The sequence below is a fragment of the Streptococcus sp. FSL W8-0197 genome (assembly GCF_037963785.1).
In the GTDB taxonomy this organism is placed as follows: Bacteria; Bacillota; Bacilli; order Lactobacillales; family Streptococcaceae; genus Streptococcus; species Streptococcus oralis_CQ.
The window spans coordinates 1,738,322-1,755,555 of record NZ_CP150168.1; the positions used below are offsets into that span (position 1 = coordinate 1,738,322).

The following is a 17,234-nucleotide window of genomic DNA, read 5'->3' on the forward strand; positions in this document are numbered from 1 at the left end:
TTTCTCCTAAATCAATTGATCCATTATTATTTTTCGGGGATTATCCTTAAAAAGTTCCTTAGCCTTATCTTCACTGTATTTTTTAGCAATGATATCATAGGCTTCCCCCATATGAGGAGGTCTGTGATCCAAGTTGTGCATATCACTTGCTATCACGTGAACCAGATCTCGTTCCAAGAAATACTGGGCTCTCTTTTTCATAAATTTATAGGTTTCTCCGAAGAGTTTTGGTTTCAAAACATGAGAACTATTAACCTGAGTATAACATCCCATATCAATCAGCTCTCGCACGCGCTTTTCATTATTTTCTAAAGCATCGTAACGTTCAATGTGGGCAATGACGGGTGTAATGCCTAACATTAGAATATTACTCAGCCCCTTATGCATCTCTCGATAGGGCGTATTCATACTAAACTCAATCAAAGCATAGCGACTATCGTTGAGGGTTGGGATTAATTTCTTTTCCAACTTCTCAACAACATCCGGCGTATAGTAAATTTCTGCCCCATAGGCAATGATTAAGTCATCCGCAACTTCCTTAGCCATTTCTCGCACCTTCAAAAAATTGGTTGCGATTTTTTCTTCAGGAGTTTCAAACATCCCTTTTCGTCTATGCGAAGTGGAAACAATTGTTCGTACTCCTTGACTGTAGGCCTCTATAAGAAGCTTTTTGCTTTCCTCTATCAACTTTGGACCATCATCCACATCGAAAACGATGTGCGAATGGATATCTATCATGCTACTTGCCCTCCATCACATCATTGATAGCAGCTTTGGCGGCAGCCAAGCTACTTTCATCGATTTCCATCATGTAGAGGTTACTATCTGGCATAGCGTATGAAGGAAGGTCCGTGCGTCCAGTTCCCTTCAAGTCTTGAGAGTTGACTTTGTAGTTCCCACCACTCTCCAATTGAGTATTGACTAGATCCATCATGGTTTCCAAAGGCATATTGGTCTGAAGAGAATCTTGCAATCCTTGGATGATATTGTCATAGTTCTTCAAAGCTTCGGTTGACGTCAACTTCTGAATAACAGCTACAATAACCTTTTGTTGGTTCCGACCACGGTCACGATCTCCATCTGCTAGAGAGTAGCGCTCACGAACAAAACCAAGAGCCTGCTCAGAGTCTAGATGGACATTCCCAACGGGGAAATGGTACTTGCCATGCAAAGAAGTGAAATCCTGATCATTATAGACATCAACGCCACCTAAAAGGTCAATCAATTTCAAGAAAGAAGTGAAGTTCAAGCGAACATAGTAGTTAATATCCACTCCATAGAGATTTTCCAAGGTATGAATCGACGAGTCCACTCCATAAATTCCAGCATGGGTCAACTTATCCTTTTGATTATTTCCCCCATCCGCAATCGGAACATAGGAATCACGAGGAGTTGTAGTGAGAAGGATTTTCTTGGTATCTCGATTCACAGTCATTAGAATATTCACATCAGAACGCGAAACGGAACTAATCGGACCATAGGTATCAATACCGCTCACATAAATATTGAAAGCTTTATTCTTCGATACCTTTGGTGCCGCAACATCCTTAGTTAATTGTTTTGTATAGATTTTTTTGATTTTTGAAGCATAATCTGGATACTCTGCTTCAATGATATTTTCAAAGACACTATTTAAGACAATTGCTTTCGTTTCACCAGAAAGCAGACTCTTATAAGCTGCTAGGTAAGAAGTCGCTTTCTCAACTGTCAAGTCCTTACTCTGGCTGGTCTTAATATCTGCTAACAACTTTTGAATATTGTCATTGTCTGTCTCTGTTGGCCCCGTAACCGTATCCAGTTGAGTCACATTATTGATCTCACTATCTTTCAAAACGACCACACTGATTGAATACTCTGAGTAGTTTGAGGTCGCATTGATATGATTGGTAAAACCGACAAACTGTTGCAAAGCATAGAGAGAAACGGAGCTAACTACGATAGCAAGTGTCAAAAAGAAAACCGTAAACTTCTCGGCTTTTTTATACACTATCAGAAGGATTGCAATTACAGCAGAAATGAGAATAAGAACCGCCGTAAGGATATTGAGGTACCGAAAAGCTAAGATATTATGTTTAAAAATCAAGAACAGCAAAAAACCACCCAACAGTAGATAAATGGTTAATAAGACTATGTTAATATTTCGTTTCATGTTGCCAGAACGAGCTCTCTTTGAACGTCTACTCATGATAATCCCCTATACACGTTAATAGTTATAAATATTATATCACAATCATGATGGAAATTCCATCCATCCTTGCTATTTTCAGCGTTTTCATTCGCTTTTGTTCTCTTAAGTTGCTCTGAAATATAAGCAAAGTTCCGAATGCCATTCTGCACAAAAAGACAAGGCGCTCAGGGGCAACCTTGTCTGTAATCTTATTTTACGTGGTTTTCAAACTCTTTTTGGCTCTTTTCGATAGCTTTTTTACTTTCTTCTTCCCACTTAGCCTTGGCTTCATCAAATTGTTTCTTGGTAACAGGGTCTTTTTGTAATCTCATGTACTTATAATTATTTCCGTCACCCTTGATTCCCACTAGGGAGTAGGCACGTGTAAACGGAGTTACTTTGGTTACAGAGGCTGTACCACCATTTGACATAGCAGACATAACTAGAGAATTGTCAATCATCCAAGCTTGAGCTTCAGCGTATTTTTCATAACGCTTAGTGACATCTTTATTCTCAGCATCTGCTTCTTTCAGGAGTTGTGTATAGGTATCGAGCCCCAAACTCTTAATGAGCTCTTGGTCTTCCTTGGCATCAAGACCAAAAATCTTGAGATAGAAGCCTGTTTCAGCATTGAAGGGGTCTAGATAAGTTGATGGATCCTGGTAATCACCAACCCAACCATCAAAGTTTAGGTCGTAGTCACGAGCTGCTGGATTTGGTGCTAAGAAGGCAACATTCCCAAAGTCATCTGTAGAAAGCTGTTGAACATCAATGACGATATTGTCAGAACCTAGTACTGTTTCAAGGGTTTGTTTAACCGAGTTCATACCAGAAACCGCATTTTTATTCGTCTGATCAACAGGGACATCCAAATGGATTGGGAAAGTCACGCCTTGGGCTTCCAATTCCTTTTTAGCTTCCGCAAATCTTGCTTGGGCCTTTTCCTTGTTAAAGTAGGCATCTTGAGCATCTGCCAAATTGATACCTGACCACTCAGTTCCGTAGTTCACAAGCTTAGAAGCTGTTACTTCTCCAAAGGTCTTATCTCCCACCTGGACAAATGTTGGAGGAACTAGAGTATTACGAAGGGTTTTGCTCGCTGCTTCTTCACCGTTAGATTGAGCAGAGTAGGCTGTTCGATCAATACCAAAGTTGATAGCTTGACGGAAATTTTTATTTAAGATAGCTGTTTGAGCTGATTTCTTTTGTTCATCCGTTGTTTTAGCGGTATGATTATAGGTTTTACGGTTGACGTTAAAGTTAAAGTACCAAGATGTCTTGTCTTGTAAACTATAGACGATATTGTCTTGGTATTTTTCTTTTGTCTTAGCATAGTTCGAACTATTTGGATAGACTCCTGCAATCGAGTAAGCACCACTTTCAAAGTTTCGAATGGTCATCTCCTGATCAGAGCCATCAAAGTAAGCTAACTTAACTTTTTCAATGGTTACTTTATCATGGTCATAATAGTGTGGATTCTTCACATACTCGATTGAAGATTTTGATGTAAAATCTTTTAACAAGTAAGGTCCATTGTAAAGGATGCTGTTTGGCGTCAAGGTTCCAAATTCTTTATCCTTTGATTTCAAAAACTCTTCGTTAACCGGGAAAAGGATACTATTGGTTGTCTTTGAGTTCCAGTATGGCTCTGGTCGAGTCAAAGTGTACTCAACCGTATAGTCATCCAAGGCTTTCACACCAACTGTTGTGAAGTCATTGGTCGCGCCTGTCACATAGTCATTCAATCCCTTGATAGAGTTTTGGATGAGATCCATGGCTTGACCCTTGTTGTCCGCGGCATATTTGATCCCAGTGACAAAATCCTGAGCTTTAACTGAAGCGTATTCCTCACCATCAGCCGTATACCACTTGGCATCTTTTCTAAGCTTGTAGGTATAGGTCAAACCATCTGATGAAACAGACCAATCCTCCGCAACAGCAGGTACGAGGTTCCCATAGCTGTCATTTTCTAACAAACCATCTACGAGATTGGTAATAACGGCAGTGTTATCTGCATAATAATCTAGGAGATAGTTAAAAGTTGTTGGATTCGCACTAAATGTTGATGAATAAGTGCTAGTATCTGTATTGGACTGTCCACATGCAGAGAGCAAAATCCCTGTCGCTAATACAAGACCTGTCCCGATTAGTCTTTTTTTCATTTTGATCATCATTCACTCCTTTATGTCACTTTTTATAACATAACCATATTTTATCAAATTTATTCAAAAATGTAAAGTTACTGCTTTTATGACAACTGGTGTCTCAAAACAAAAAAGGAAGCACAGTTTCCTGCAACTTCCTTTTCTTTTTATAGATTACTTGACGTGTTTTTCAAGTTCTTTTTGGTATTTGGCATTTGTCTCAATTTTTTCTTGTTGCCATTTCTTGAAGGCTTCTTCGTATTCTTTTGCAGTCACAACGTCATTTTGCAACTCCAATCCTTTGAACACAAACGGGTCTCCCTTGATCCCAACTTGAGAATAAGCTTTTGTGAATGGTACAGTACGGCTAACCGTTGGAGAACCACCTGAAGAAGCAACTGGGATTAAGAGCGAGCTGTCTGACACCCAGGCTTGAGCTTTAGCGTATTTTTCATAACGCTTGTTAAGGTCGCTGGTTTCAGCTGCAGCATCATCCAAGAGTTTCTTGTATTCGTCCAGTCCAACTTGAGCCATCACTTCTGGATCTTGTCCGCGCTTAATCCCCAAGTGTTTAAGGGCAGAACCCTTCTTAGCATCAAGAATGTTGAGGTAGGTAGCTGGGTCTTGATAGTCTGGTCCCCAACCAGTTCCGTTCAAGTCATAGTCTTTTTGGGATGGAACCTTGGCTTGAGATGTAATGCTCAATTTCTCATTATCGGTCATTTGAAGGACATCGACAATGACATTTTCAGTACCAAGTGATGATTCGATAGACTGCTTGAGTGAGTTAGTTTGTTGAACCGCGATTACATCTGTTTGTTCAACCGGGATATCCAAATGGATTGGGAAGGTAACACCCTTGGCTTGCAATTCTTCCTTGGCTTTAGCAAAGGCTGCCTTAGCTTTTTCAGGACTGTAAATCGTATCCTTGCCATCTGTAAGGGCTACATCTTTCCACTGGTCTCCATATGAAACGAGCTCTGCCTGCGCCAACTCTCCAAAGGTTTTTTCACCCACTTGAACGTAGTCATGTGGCACTAGGCTGTTACGGATAATCTTGTTCGCACCTTCTTCACCATTCAACTGAGCAGTATAAGAATGACGATCAAGGGCAAAGTTCAGCGCCTGACGGAAGTTCTTGTTGAGAAGAGCTTCTTTCGTTGATGTTTTTTGAGCTTCGTCTGTTTTAGCTGTTTTATTATAAGATTGGCGGTTTACGTTAACAGTGAGGTAGTAGCTTGTCGCTTCTTGTGGACTGTAAACAATCTTATCGCCGTACTCTTGTTTAGTTGACTCAAAGTTTGAGCTTGTTGGGAAGAGACGGGCTGTTGTATAGGCACCTTGTGTAAAGCTACGAATCAAGGATTCTTGGTCTGATCCATCGTAGAAAGTTAGTTTAATATTGTCAATCTTGACATTGTCCTTATCCCAGTAGTTTGGATTCTTTTCATATTCAATGACTGATTTTGAAGTCAATGATTTCAAGAAATAAGGACCATTATATAGGATACCTGATGGGGTTGGTGCACCGTAGTCGCTCCCTTTAGAATTCAAAAATTCTTCATTAACTGGAAGCATGGTTGCAGTTGTGACCTTAGAGTTCCAGAAACTTTCTGGTTTGTTGAGCGTGTATTCTACCGTGTAATCATCAACAGCCTTAACTCCTACGGTAGAGAAATCATTGCTCTCACCACTAACATACTCTGCCAAACCTTTGATAGAATCCTGAATCAAAGAAAGACCATCTGATTTTCCGTCAGCAGCATGTTTAAGCCCAGTAACAAAGTCTTTGGCCTTAACTTCAGCGTATTCTTCTCCATCAGAAGTATACCATTTTACACCCTTACGAAGTTTGTAGGTGTAAGTCAAACCATCCTTTGAAACAGACCAGTCTTCTGCAAGTGATGGAATTAAGTTCCCATACTTGTCATTTTCCAAAAGACCATCAACAACGTTTGCTATAACGTCAGAGGTTGAGCTCTTGCTCGTCACACTATAGTCCAAAGAAGATGGATCCATAGCGTAGACATAAGAGAATGTTTTGGGAGCATCCGCTTTCTTTTCACTTTGCCCACAAGCAGTTAACAGTAGAGCTGCACTCAAAACAGCACCTGCTCCTAAGAGCCACTTTTTCGATTTCATAAGTAATCTCCTTAAAGATAGTGTTTTCACCATTATACCCTATTTTTTCATAAAAGCAAGGACTTTCGACAGATTTTTTAGAAAATTCTAACAAATATTTTTTAAAGACTTTTCTATATATTTTTCAACAAAAGAACCCCAAGCATCAAAGGCTTGAGGTTCACTTATTTTAATCCGTTAGTTCCACACAGAAAGCATCCCATGGTGCCAAGGTTTGTTTTTCAACTGCTTCTTTAGCAGTAGTATTTTCAATCAAGATTGACTTAACTCTTCCTTCTACTGAAAAGTTTTGTTTTTCATTGGACAAGTTAGCTACAACTAAGAAGCGGTGCTCACCGTCCTTACGGATATAAGCAAAGATCTTGTCAGCTGTATCAAGCAATTCAAAGTCAGCTCGAATCAGCCAGCTGTTCTCCTTACGGATTTGAACGAGTTTTTGATAAGTATAGAAAATAGAATCTGGATTTGCCAGAGCTTCTTGAACGTTGATTTTTTCGTAGTTTGGATTAACTGCCAACCAAGGTTGACCTGTTGAGAAACCAGCGTTTTTGCTCTCATCCCACTGCATCGGGGTACGGGCATTATCACGTCCAATGACACGGATGCTGTCCATGATTTCTTCCATAGAAACACCTTTTTCAAGAGCTTCACGCGCATAGTTGAGGGATTCAATATCTTCTACTTGATCCAGTGTTTCAAATGGATAGTTGGTCATCCCAATCTCCTCACCTTGGTAGATATAGGGAGTCCCTCTCATAAGATGAAGCAAGATTGCAAAGGCTTTGGCAGATTTTTCGCGATATTCTTGGTCATTTCCCCAGATAGAGACGATACGAGGGAGGTCATGGTTATTCCAGAAGAGGGAATTCCAGCCATCTTCAACTCCCAGCTCTGTCTGCCATTTGTTGAAAATCTCTTTTAACTTCCCTACATTTAACTCTTTTTGGTAATGCCACTTAGGTTGCCCTTCCTGATACTGAAGACAGATGTGCTCAAACTGGAAGACCATAGACAATTCTTGTCCCTTTGGATCCGAGTAGAGCTTAGCAATCTCTGGCGTTGCCCCCCATGTTTCCCCTACTGTCAAGAGATTCTTATCTCCAAAGGTGGCTTGGTTCATTTCCTTGAGATAGGGATGGAGCATGGGACCATTATTGACTACCTTCTCGTCAGGAATTTTCCCAATCATGTCAATGACATCCATACGGAAACCACCAATGCCTTTATCAATCCAGAAGTTCATCATCTCATAAATTTTCTGGCGCAGTTTTTCATTCTCCCAGTTGAGATCAGGCTGTTTCTTACTGAAAAAGTGGAGATAATATTGCCCTGACTTTTCATCGTATTCCCAAGCAGATCCACTAAAGATAGACTCCAAATCATTGGGCTCATCTCGCCAGATATAGTAGTCACGCTCAGGGCTATCAGGATTCTCACAAGCCTCGACAAACCAGGCGTGTTCATCCGAGGTATGATTGACCACTAAGTCCATGATAATTCGAATATCACGCTTCTTAGCTTCTGCGATGAGTTGGTCCATATCCTCCATGGTTCCGAAAATAGCTGCAATCGCTTGATAATCAGCAATATCATAGCCATTATCATCCATCGGACTGTCATAAACAGGAGAAAGCCAAATCGCTGTGATTCCTAACTTAGCTAGATAGTCCAACTTACTTGTAATTCCTGGCAAATCACCAATCCCATCTCCGTTGCTGTCCATAAAACTCTTGGGATAGACTTGATAGACTACGGCATTGTGCCACCATTTTTCTTGCATCTTCTTACCTCATTATTTTAATAATCCATAGTCTATGATAGCGCTTTTTAAAACTTTGTGCAAGCGTTTGCCTAATCTTTTTGATTTCTTTTTTGACTCCGTAGTTTCCTATCTTCCAATTTTTTATTATAATAGAGGTCAGAGGTAAAAAAATGAAAAAACAAGCTTTTAGTTCTGAACAATATTTGAATCTACAGCGCGACCACATTTTGGAGCGCATTAACCAATTTGACGGCAAGCTCTACTTGGAGTTTGGTGGCAAAATGTTGGAAGATTTCCACGCTGCTCGAGTCCTTCCTGGTTATGAGCCTGACAATAAAATCAAGCTCTTGCAAGAATTGAAAGAGCAAGTTGAGGTTGTGATCGCCATTAACGCCAGCAACATTGAGCATTCCAAAGCACGTGGTGACTTGGGCATTTCTTATGACCAAGAAGTTCTTCGTTTGATTGACAAATTCAATGAGCTGGGAATTTTTGTTGGTTCGGTTGTCATCACACAATACGCTGGACAACCCACTGCAGATGCCTTCCGCAACCAGTTAGATAAAAACGGGATTGATTCTTATCTTCATTATCCAATCAAAGGATACCCGACGGATATGGATCACATCATTTCTCCAGAAGGTATGGGGAAAAACGACTACATCAAAACCAGTCGTAACTTGATCGTCGTGACAGCTCCTGGACCTGGTTCTGGAAAATTGGCAACTTGTATGTCCAATATGTACCATGACCAACTCAATGGCATCAAGTCTGGTTACGCTAAGTTTGAAACCTTCCCAGTCTGGAACCTGCCCCTTCATCATCCAGTCAACTTGGCCTATGAGGCTGCCACCGCAGACCTTGACGATGTCAATATGATTGACCCTTTCCATCTCCAAACCTACGGAGAAACCACTGTCAATTACAACCGTGATATCGAAATTTTCCCAGTGCTCAAACGTATGTTGGAACGCATTCTCGGTGAATCTCCATACGCTTCTCCAACAGACATGGGTGTCAACATGGTTGGTTTCGCTATTACAGATAATGAGGCTGCTATCGAAGCTTCTAAACAAGAAATCATCCGTCGCTACTACCAGACTGTTCTTGATTTTAAAGCTGAAAAAGTCGGAGAAACTGCTGTCAAGAAGATTGAACTTCTCATGAACGACCTCGGCATCACACCTGCAGACCGTAAGGTTGCTGTCGCTGCACGCCAAAAAGCAGAAGAAACTGGTGGCCCTGCCCTAGCCCTTGAATTGCCAAATGGGGAAATCGTGACTGGTAAAAACTCTGAACTCTTTGGTCCTACAGCTGCTGCCTTGATCAATGCTATCAAAAAATCAGCTGACATCGCTAAGGAAGTAAAATTAATCGAGCCTGAAGTCGTCAAACCAATTCAAGGTCTTAAAATCAATCATCTAGGTAGCCGCAATCCTCGCCTCCACTCAAATGAAATCCTGATTGCACTTGCAATCACAGCTATGGAAAATCCTGATGCTGCGCGTGCCATGGAAGAACTTGGGAATCTCAAAGGAAGCGAAGCTCATTCAACCATCATCTTGACCGATGAAGACAAGAACGTCCTTCGCAAGCTAGGCATCAACGTAACCTTTGACCCATACTACCAATACGATCGCTTGTATCGGAAGTAATTAAACGAGGCTGGACAAAACTCAATTTGAGAGAAAAATCCAGTAAATCTTTACATAATAAAAAAATCAAACGCATAATATCAAGTCTTTTGGACACTTGGTATTATGCGTTTTTATGATTTTCCATTCTCATTTATTTCAATGAAATTGTCAACTCGACAGAGGCTCCTCCTTGGTCTGGATTGAGCAGGGTCAGACGACCACCATGCAAGAGAGCTACCTGCTTAGAAAAGGCTAAGCCGATACCATGATGGGGATTAGTTGAATTGCGGCTTTGGTCACTCTGGTAAAAGAGCAGTTCTGCTCCCAGCAGCATCTCCTCAGAAAATGCAGGGCCATTGTTCCAGATAGCAAAAACCAACTGGTCCTGCTGCACTGATACCGTTAGCTTGACTTCCTTTTGGTCCTGATTAGCATGTTCAAGCGCATTCAGTAAGATATTGAGCAAAGCCCGCTTGAGATAGTCCAAATGAATGGACAATCTCAAGCTAAGATCACAATCTTCTTGGAGATAAAAATGATAGCTTTCCTGTTTGCTGAACAGTGCCCAATCATCCTGTAGATAAGCCAAAAAATCCCCTAAGGAAAGCTGAATGAACTGATTAGAATCAATCTGAAAAGTCTTAGCGTAATCAATCAAAGAGCCACAATACTCTTCCATCTTGTGACTGGCCTGCAAAATCTCAGAAGCATAGTCTGCCTGTGGCTGGCCTAACTGCGCCAATTCCAAGAGTTCAGCATTCCCCTTAATTACAGTTAGGGGCGTCTTCAAATCGTGCGATGTCGCTGATAGCTGTAAAATCAACTCCTGATTATGCTGCTGCTCTCTTTCTAGAAGATGAGCATTTTCTTGGTGGCTGCTCCGTAAATCGCTATAAACTTCTAGCATTTCCTCAATCCGAAAAAGCTGACTTTGATTTTCTTCTAAAAGCTTCTCGCTCTTTAGCATTTTTATTTCCCTGTCGATTTTTCGGAGCAATTTCAAAATATGATAAAAAGTAATCAGCAGCAAGCTCCCTGCCCAGAAGAACAAGGTGAAAAGAACGTAATCACTTCCTTGCGTAAATTCATAGCCTATAAGCACAAAAATCAAAACATGAAAAAAGACGATTTTCAAGCTAGTTGTCCAGACTAGGCTTTTGAAATTTCGGGTTCTAATTGCCATCTATAGCCTACTCCTCTCACTGTTGCGATTGCTTGCAGACCTTCTTGTTTGCATTTTTGGCGAATCTGATATACGTATTCTGAGATAGAGCGAAGCTGTGTTTCTGAGCTTTCTGGGTAAAGCAAGGTATGCAGGCGTTCAGCTGAAAAGGTCTGCTTGGGATTGCTAGCTAGTAAATGTAGCAACTTAAACTCTCGCTCTGAAAATTTCAAGACTTTACCAAAACAGGCAACTTCATAGAGCTCTGGATAAAATTGACAAGAAGCAATTTCGGAATAGCGCTCCTCCCGTCTTTCCTCCCGCCGAAGATGAGCTCTGACACGCGCCAGCAATTCTTTGGTCCCAAAAGGTTTGACAATATAGTCATCTGCTCCGCGAAAGAGCCCTTCCACCTTGTCCGCCTCTAACTCCTTAGCCGTCAGAAAGATAATTGGACACGAAAGATGAGGACGAATGTAGGAACACAGCTCAAAACCATTAACAGGCGCCATCATCACATCTAGCAGAATCAAATCATATCCTACAAAATCCGTCAGCTCTAGCTCTTCTATCCGATCAAGCGTCGTCACGTCATAAGCATCGAGCTCTAGGACGTTTTTCACCAGCTTTAAAATGCTCCGGTCGTCATCAACCACCAAAATACGATACTGTCTCATGATTTCCATTATAGCATACCTCTAGCGAACATCTCGTTTCAAGGTCAAGAATATAGCAGAGCTCCAAATCAAAGCTAGCCAGAACAGCTGTATTCCCAACCCTGATAGATCTATTGAATGCTGAAGCCCTTCAAACTCAAAAAGATTTAGCGTAGCCAGATCGGGCAGGTACTTTGCTTCTTTGATAAAAGTTGCCAATAAACGGCTAAGACCAATCAAGAGAGGAAATAGCACCGACACCGGCACAACCCAAGATTGAAAGAGCAAAGCGAGGCCAGCAGCTAAAAGAGCCAGAAAAAGATTGCTGAGAAGACCAAAAGAGCTGTAATAGAGGAATTTCCCCAGTAAGGGCCAGCTAAAGTCTAGGTCAAATCGAGCCAGCATAACAAAGAAACAGCTGCCTATCATGACACTGTAGAGAACCAAGAGCAGAACGGCCAGAAAAAGGAATTTCCCAGCCAACCAAGCCTTTCTATTTGATACGGTTAGAAAATTCGTTCGCATCCCAGACTTGACAAACTCCTGGGCAAAATAGAGGGAAGTAAAGATGACGATGACAGGCTGCGCCAGATAGAGAGCATGCAAAGCTTCACTCAGAGCCTTTGTCTGGCCAACTGCTGTCTGACTGTAGTCAAGATTCATCAGAAAAAAAGGAACGACTACCAGAGCCACAAAGGCGGCACCAAGAACGAGATAGTAAGAACGAAACTTAATCCATTCACTTTTAAGCAGAGCTTTTATCATCAGTAGCGTCCTCCTAAATCCGTCTTCAAAAAGCGCAGAGAGGCCATGACGCCGATAACTAGCAACCATACGCTTAGTATCAAGAGTCCTTGCAAGGGATTGTTGGCATATTGGGAAGTCGGCGTTGCAACAAATAACTCTCCTGCGGGCTGGGGCAGATAAGCTCCCCAACTCGTGTGAGCAGCTAGGTAGTTTCCTAAATTATAGATTTGGGGTACGAGAAAAAGCAGAGGAACTAGCATGGTCCGAGCCAATAAACCTAACAAAAACGAAAGGATTCCCAATAAGGTTAGAGATAAGGTTTTCCACAAAATCAAACTCCAAGCTGCCTGATTGAGCAAAATCGGATCAAGCCCTTCCTTTCCTAAAGCCAGATGCATGACCATATAACTAAAGTAGATTGATAAAAAGCTAGTGGCAAGAGAAAAGCAAGCAAAGGTCATGAGTTTCCCCACAAGCAACTTCAGGCGGTTATTACAAGCCAATAGACTGGTTCGCAAGCTATGAGACTGAAATTCCGTTGCTCCCAAAATTCCAGCTAAGATGACTAAAACCATACCACCCATAGAAGCGCCATTAAGACCTAGATATTCAAGCGGATCAATAGCTTCTGCCAGACCGGGAACCGTCTCAGGGGTCGCATCTAAACCGATAGACAGATACTGACGTCCCTCTAGCCATGACACAACAGGTACCAATAACAGCATAAAGACCACACTTACCCTGAAAGCCTTGGTTGATTGGATTTTCAACCACTCTGAATGCAATAAAGACATCGTCTCTTTCATCTTAAACCTCCTCTGTTAATTCGAAGAAGAGCTCTTCTAAACTATCTGTTCCTTGTAATACATCTTCTAGCGTCCCCTGTTCGATAATTTGCCCATGATGAATCAAGACTACATCATCTGTTACCATTTGTACCTCAGACAGGATATGAGAGGATAGAAGGACGGTTTTCCCAAAATCAGCCTGCTGGCGAATGAACCTTCTAAACCACTTAATCCCACTTGGATCCAGTCCATTGGTCGGCTCATCTAATATTAAAAACTGGGGATCACCTAGTAAAGCTACTGCCAACCCCAGGCGCTGCCCCTCTCCTAGAGACAGGCTTGATAAGAAATCCTTTTTCTTATGAGCGATCCCAGTCATATCCAATACCTCATCAATCCGAAACTTCGGAATAGCATTACTTGCAGCAATAATATGCAGATGGTCGTAAACCTTTCTATTTGGCAGACCTCCAATACCGTCAAAAGCTGCACCTACTGTTTTGAGAGGATAAATCATTGACTGATAGGTTTGTCCATCAAAAGTCGCAGTTCCCGCTGTCGCCCGATCTAAGCCCAAGAGAATCCTCAAGGTCGAGCTTTTTCCTGCACCATTATGTCCTAGAAAAGCCGTAATGCGACCACTCCTAGCTGTAAAAGAAATATCCTTTAAAATTTGCTTGTCTCCATATTTTTTAGAAACACGATCAATTTTTACAATATGTTCCATACTGAACTCCTTTATCTTTATTTTCTCCAGTATACCCAATCTAGTTCAGAATTAGTTCAGAGATTAAACAGAAATTTCAGAAAAAGTTGATCCACTTTTCAAAAGTCACCTTAGTTCCACTAGAAAAACTAAACTTTTCTTTCACAAGGTATTCTTCTCTCCATTCTTTCTTTATAATTCTGAGGTTTATGTATAGAGACTTTATTATCATTCTAGTACCAAAAAGTCATTTATCAAACCCCATCAACAGCACCCTTTATGATATAATGAAAGAAGAAAACTGAAAGGATTTACCATGTCAAAAGAAGTTATTGTTGAAAGTTTTGAACTTGACCACACCATTGTTAAAGCACCCTATGTTCGCTTGATTGGAGAAGAAACAGGTCCAAAGGGAGATGTCATCTCCAACTTTGATATTCGCTTGGTACAACCAAACGAAGACTCAATCCCTACTGCTGGCCTTCACACTATCGAGCACCTCTTGGCCAAACTCATCCGTACCCGCATTGACGGTATGATTGACTGCTCACCATTTGGCTGCCGTACTGGTTTCCATATGATTATGTGGGGACGCCATACTAGCGCCGAGATTGCTGCTGTTATCAAAGATTCGCTCAAGGAAATCGCTGAAACTACTACTTGGGAAGATGTCCCTGGAACAACCATCGAATCTTGCGGAAACTACAAGGACCACAGCCTCTTTTCAGCTAAAGAATGGGCGAAACTCATCCTGGAACAAGGAATCTCAGATGATGCCTTTGAGCGCCATATCATCTAAACACAAAAAGGAACCAGCTTTTAGCTAGTTCCTTCTTTTTTTATTCTCAAAATCTTGAGTTAGGCTTTTTCACGAATGACCAAAACGCCATCTTCCATATCTGCTTCCAAATGTTTGGCATCTAGATGATCCAAGTGGAAATCTGTTACCTTATCACGAATTTGTTGTTCAACCACGCGACGGAGAGGACGAACACCCATAACTTCGTCATAACCTTCTTCTGTGATAAAGTCCTTAGCTGCTTGGCTGACTTCCAAATCAATGTCTTTCTTAGCCAAGGTTTGGTTGACTTCCGCCAACATCAAGTCCACAATCTTAGAAAGGTCTTCCTTATTCAAGTGTGAGAACTCAATGACTGCATTAAAGCGGTTAAGGAACTCTGGACGGAAGAATGGTTTCAAACGATCCATCAATTCTGGTTTGTCCGCATCTTCTGTCAAGTTAGCTTCATAGCCAAATCCAGCATTTGATGTCGCGATAATGACCGTGTTCTTGAAGTTCACTGTATTGCCTTGACCATCAGTCAAACGACCGTCATCCAATACTTGGAGGAGAAGGGTGATTACTTGAGGATCAGCCTTTTCAATCTCATCCAATAGAATGATAGAGTATGGATTGCGACGAACACGTTCTGTCAAGGTATTGCTATTGTCAGCATAACCCACATAACCTGCTGTTGTACCGATCAATTTGGAAACGGCTGTGCGGTCACTGTATTCAGACATATCCAAGCGGATAATCGCATCCTTGGTACCAAACATATCGAGCGCTAATTGCTTAGCAAGTTCTGTCTTACCAACCCCAGTTGGACCTACAAAGAGGAAGCTACCGATTGGGCGATTGCCTTCATCAAAACCAGCGCGGTTACGACGGATAGCACGAGCCACTGCTTCTACTGCCTTATCTTGGCCAATTACCTTGTGTTCCAAGCGATGAGCCATATCTTTCAAACGTTCGATGTCTGACGCTCCCATTTGTGACACTGGAATACCTGTCATTCGTTCCACAGACTCAGCCACATCGTTGATGCTTGCAGTCACTTTCATGTCTTCTGTGTGGTTTTCGACTTTTTTCTCTAATTCTGCAATACGTGTTTTAGCATTGAGAGCTGCTTCAAAGTCTTCTGCCTCAACTGCTTTTTCTTGCTTGTCTTTTTCTGCCTCAATTTCCCGTTCAACAGCATGCACATCTGTTACAGGATGTTGAGCTGCCAAGTGAGCTGCTGTTACATCGACAAGGTCGATAGCCTTATCTGGCAAGCTACGTTGTGGAATGTATTGAATCGAATAATCCACTGCTGCTTTCAAGACTTCGTCTGGCAAAATGACATTGTGGTGTTGTTGGTAGAGGTCACGAATTCCTTGAAGGATTTTAAAGGTATCCTCTGCTGAAGGAGCATTGACCTTGACTTCGTTGAAACGACGAGCAAGAGCTGCATTTTTCAAAATGGTGTTACGGTATTCGTCTTGAGTTGTCGCTCCAATAACGGTCAATTCACCACGAGAGAGAGCTGGCTTGAGAATGTCCGCAAGCCCTTTAGAACCACTGTCTCCACCAGTGCTACCAGCACCGAGAATTTGGTGAATTTCATCAAAGAAGAGGATAATATTCCCTGCTTCTTTTACTTCATTGACTAGATTTTGAACGTTTTCTTCAAAGCTACCACGGTATTGAGTACCAGCCTCAAGACCTGAGATATCAATAGAAATAATTTCCTTGTTCTTAATGGCAGCCGGAACATCTCCATTCACAATCGCTTGTGCTAGACCTTCGACAACGGCTGTCTTACCAACACCTGCATCTCCGACTAGAACAGGATTATTTTTCGTACGACGTGAGAGGATTTCAGATGTTTCTTGAATTTCCTTGTTTCGTCCGATTACAGGATCCAGCTTGCCCTCACGAGCTTCCGCTGTCAAGTTGCGACCTAGTTTAGCAAGGACACCGTCTTGTTTCATACCTGAAGCGTGTTGTTGCATTTGCGCATCAGATTCTGCATTTCCTGGTAATTTCCCAGTTGCACGATACTGAGCAAATTCCTCAGGTGTCACTTCGCGTCCATTAATCAAGTAGCGACGGTTTTCAGAACTATATCCTCGCATACCACCCATCAATTGGTTAAATAAATCATCCATGTTGTTAAAGTTATTAAAGTTGTTGTTCATATTCTTTACCTCGTTTATTCTTTATTATATGCGATCTCTGGTATTGACTATCTTTGACCTTTGTTTTAAAAATTTTAGACTAGCTAACTAGCTACCCTACGTATAATTTCTGGTTTTTCTTTCTTAAATAAGCCTTTTATCATCTTCTTTTCAAAATCTGTTAGATTTAACATAGGCCCCACCCCTTTCTAGGGTATCTATCATACATTTTCAATAAATAGAATCATTGAAAATGAAGTTTTCTAAGGAATTCATTTTCCTTATGTTCCTACTATATCACATTAGTCAGTAAAAGTCAATAGTTTTTTGACCAAATTTGACTATTTTTTAAAAAAATTTTTTGAAGTACAAAAAAAGCC

General features: G+C 41.4%; 13 protein-coding genes. 2 read left to right on the forward strand and 11 right to left on the reverse strand.

All coding sequences use genetic code 11. The features are described from left to right. Nucleotides 1–6 precede the first annotated feature (6 nt). From cps4B to NYE79_RS08585, 5 genes are all read right to left on the reverse strand, one after another. Nucleotides 7–738: a capsular polysaccharide biosynthesis protein Cps4B gene (gene cps4B / locus NYE79_RS08565; RefSeq protein WP_339293685.1), complete on the reverse strand. Its 732-nt coding sequence runs from the start codon at nucleotides 736–738 to the stop codon at nucleotides 7–9. Nucleotide 739: 1 nt separating this feature from the next. Then, nucleotides 740–2,185 carry an LCP family protein gene (locus NYE79_RS08570; protein ID WP_084881491.1) on the reverse strand — a complete coding sequence of 482 codons (1,446 nt, stop codon included), beginning with the start codon at nucleotides 2,183–2,185 and terminating at the stop codon, nucleotides 740–742. Between the two features lie 191 nt (nucleotides 2,186–2,376). Further along, nucleotides 2,377–4,338: a peptide ABC transporter substrate-binding protein gene (locus NYE79_RS08575; protein WP_216728558.1), complete on the reverse strand. Its 1,962-nt coding sequence runs from the start codon at nucleotides 4,336–4,338 to the stop codon at nucleotides 2,377–2,379. A 147-nt stretch (nucleotides 4,339–4,485) separates the two neighbouring features. After that, on the reverse strand, nucleotides 4,486–6,453 hold the full coding sequence (locus NYE79_RS08580; protein ID WP_053091386.1) for a peptide ABC transporter substrate-binding protein: 1,968 nt from the start codon (nucleotides 6,451–6,453) through the stop codon (nucleotides 4,486–4,488). A 169-nt stretch (nucleotides 6,454–6,622) separates the two neighbouring features. Then, nucleotides 6,623–8,233, reverse strand: coding sequence for an alpha-glucosidase (locus tag NYE79_RS08585; RefSeq protein ID WP_001156794.1), 1,611 nt, complete (start codon nucleotides 8,231–8,233; stop codon nucleotides 6,623–6,625). A gap of 152 nt (nucleotides 8,234–8,385) precedes the next feature. Between NYE79_RS08585 and NYE79_RS08590 the strand changes: the two genes are divergently transcribed. Further along, nucleotides 8,386–9,870 (forward strand): DUF1846 domain-containing protein, encoded by a 1,485-nt coding sequence (locus tag NYE79_RS08590; protein ID WP_216728559.1) that lies wholly within the window; start codon nucleotides 8,386–8,388, stop codon nucleotides 9,868–9,870. Nucleotides 9,871–10,003: 133 nt separating this feature from the next. Here the strand turns inward: NYE79_RS08590 and NYE79_RS08595 are convergent, their stop codons facing one another. The 5 genes from NYE79_RS08595 to NYE79_RS08615 are packed head-to-tail and all read right to left on the reverse strand — an operon-like array spanning nucleotide 10,004 to nucleotide 13,932. Beyond that, on the reverse strand, nucleotides 10,004–11,035 hold the full coding sequence (locus NYE79_RS08595; protein ID WP_095726269.1) for a HAMP domain-containing sensor histidine kinase: 1,032 nt from the start codon (nucleotides 11,033–11,035) through the stop codon (nucleotides 10,004–10,006). Beyond that, a complete protein-coding gene (locus NYE79_RS08600) occupies nucleotides 11,002–11,700 on the reverse strand; it encodes a response regulator transcription factor (protein ID WP_084856625.1) in 699 nt (232 codons plus the stop codon). The genes NYE79_RS08595 and NYE79_RS08600 overlap by 34 nt, the downstream gene beginning before the upstream one ends. A gap of 12 nt (nucleotides 11,701–11,712) precedes the next feature. Beyond that, nucleotides 11,713–12,435, reverse strand: coding sequence for an ABC transporter permease (locus NYE79_RS08605; protein WP_084856623.1), 723 nt, complete (start codon nucleotides 12,433–12,435; stop codon nucleotides 11,713–11,715). Beyond that, nucleotides 12,435–13,223, reverse strand: coding sequence for a lantibiotic ABC transporter permease (locus tag NYE79_RS08610; protein WP_216728560.1), 789 nt, complete (start codon nucleotides 13,221–13,223; stop codon nucleotides 12,435–12,437). Before NYE79_RS08610 ends, NYE79_RS08605 begins: the two co-directional genes overlap by 1 nt. 1 nt (nucleotide 13,224) lies before the next feature. Beyond that, on the reverse strand, nucleotides 13,225–13,932 hold the full coding sequence (locus tag NYE79_RS08615; RefSeq protein WP_215804333.1) for an ATP-binding cassette domain-containing protein: 708 nt from the start codon (nucleotides 13,930–13,932) through the stop codon (nucleotides 13,225–13,227). Between the two features lie 295 nt (nucleotides 13,933–14,227). On the opposite strand from NYE79_RS08615, the gene NYE79_RS08620 reads away from it, so the two are divergent. After that, complete coding sequence (locus NYE79_RS08620; RefSeq protein ID WP_000032556.1) at nucleotides 14,228–14,710, forward strand: S-ribosylhomocysteine lyase; 483 nt, start codon at nucleotides 14,228–14,230, stop codon at nucleotides 14,708–14,710. A 59-nt stretch (nucleotides 14,711–14,769) separates the two neighbouring features. Here NYE79_RS08620 and NYE79_RS08625 read toward each other — a convergent pair whose 3' ends face one another. Further along, nucleotides 14,770–16,875 (reverse strand): ATP-dependent Clp protease ATP-binding subunit, encoded by a 2,106-nt coding sequence (locus tag NYE79_RS08625; protein WP_339293686.1) that lies wholly within the window; start codon nucleotides 16,873–16,875, stop codon nucleotides 14,770–14,772. Between the last annotated feature and the right edge of the window lie 359 nt (nucleotides 16,876–17,234).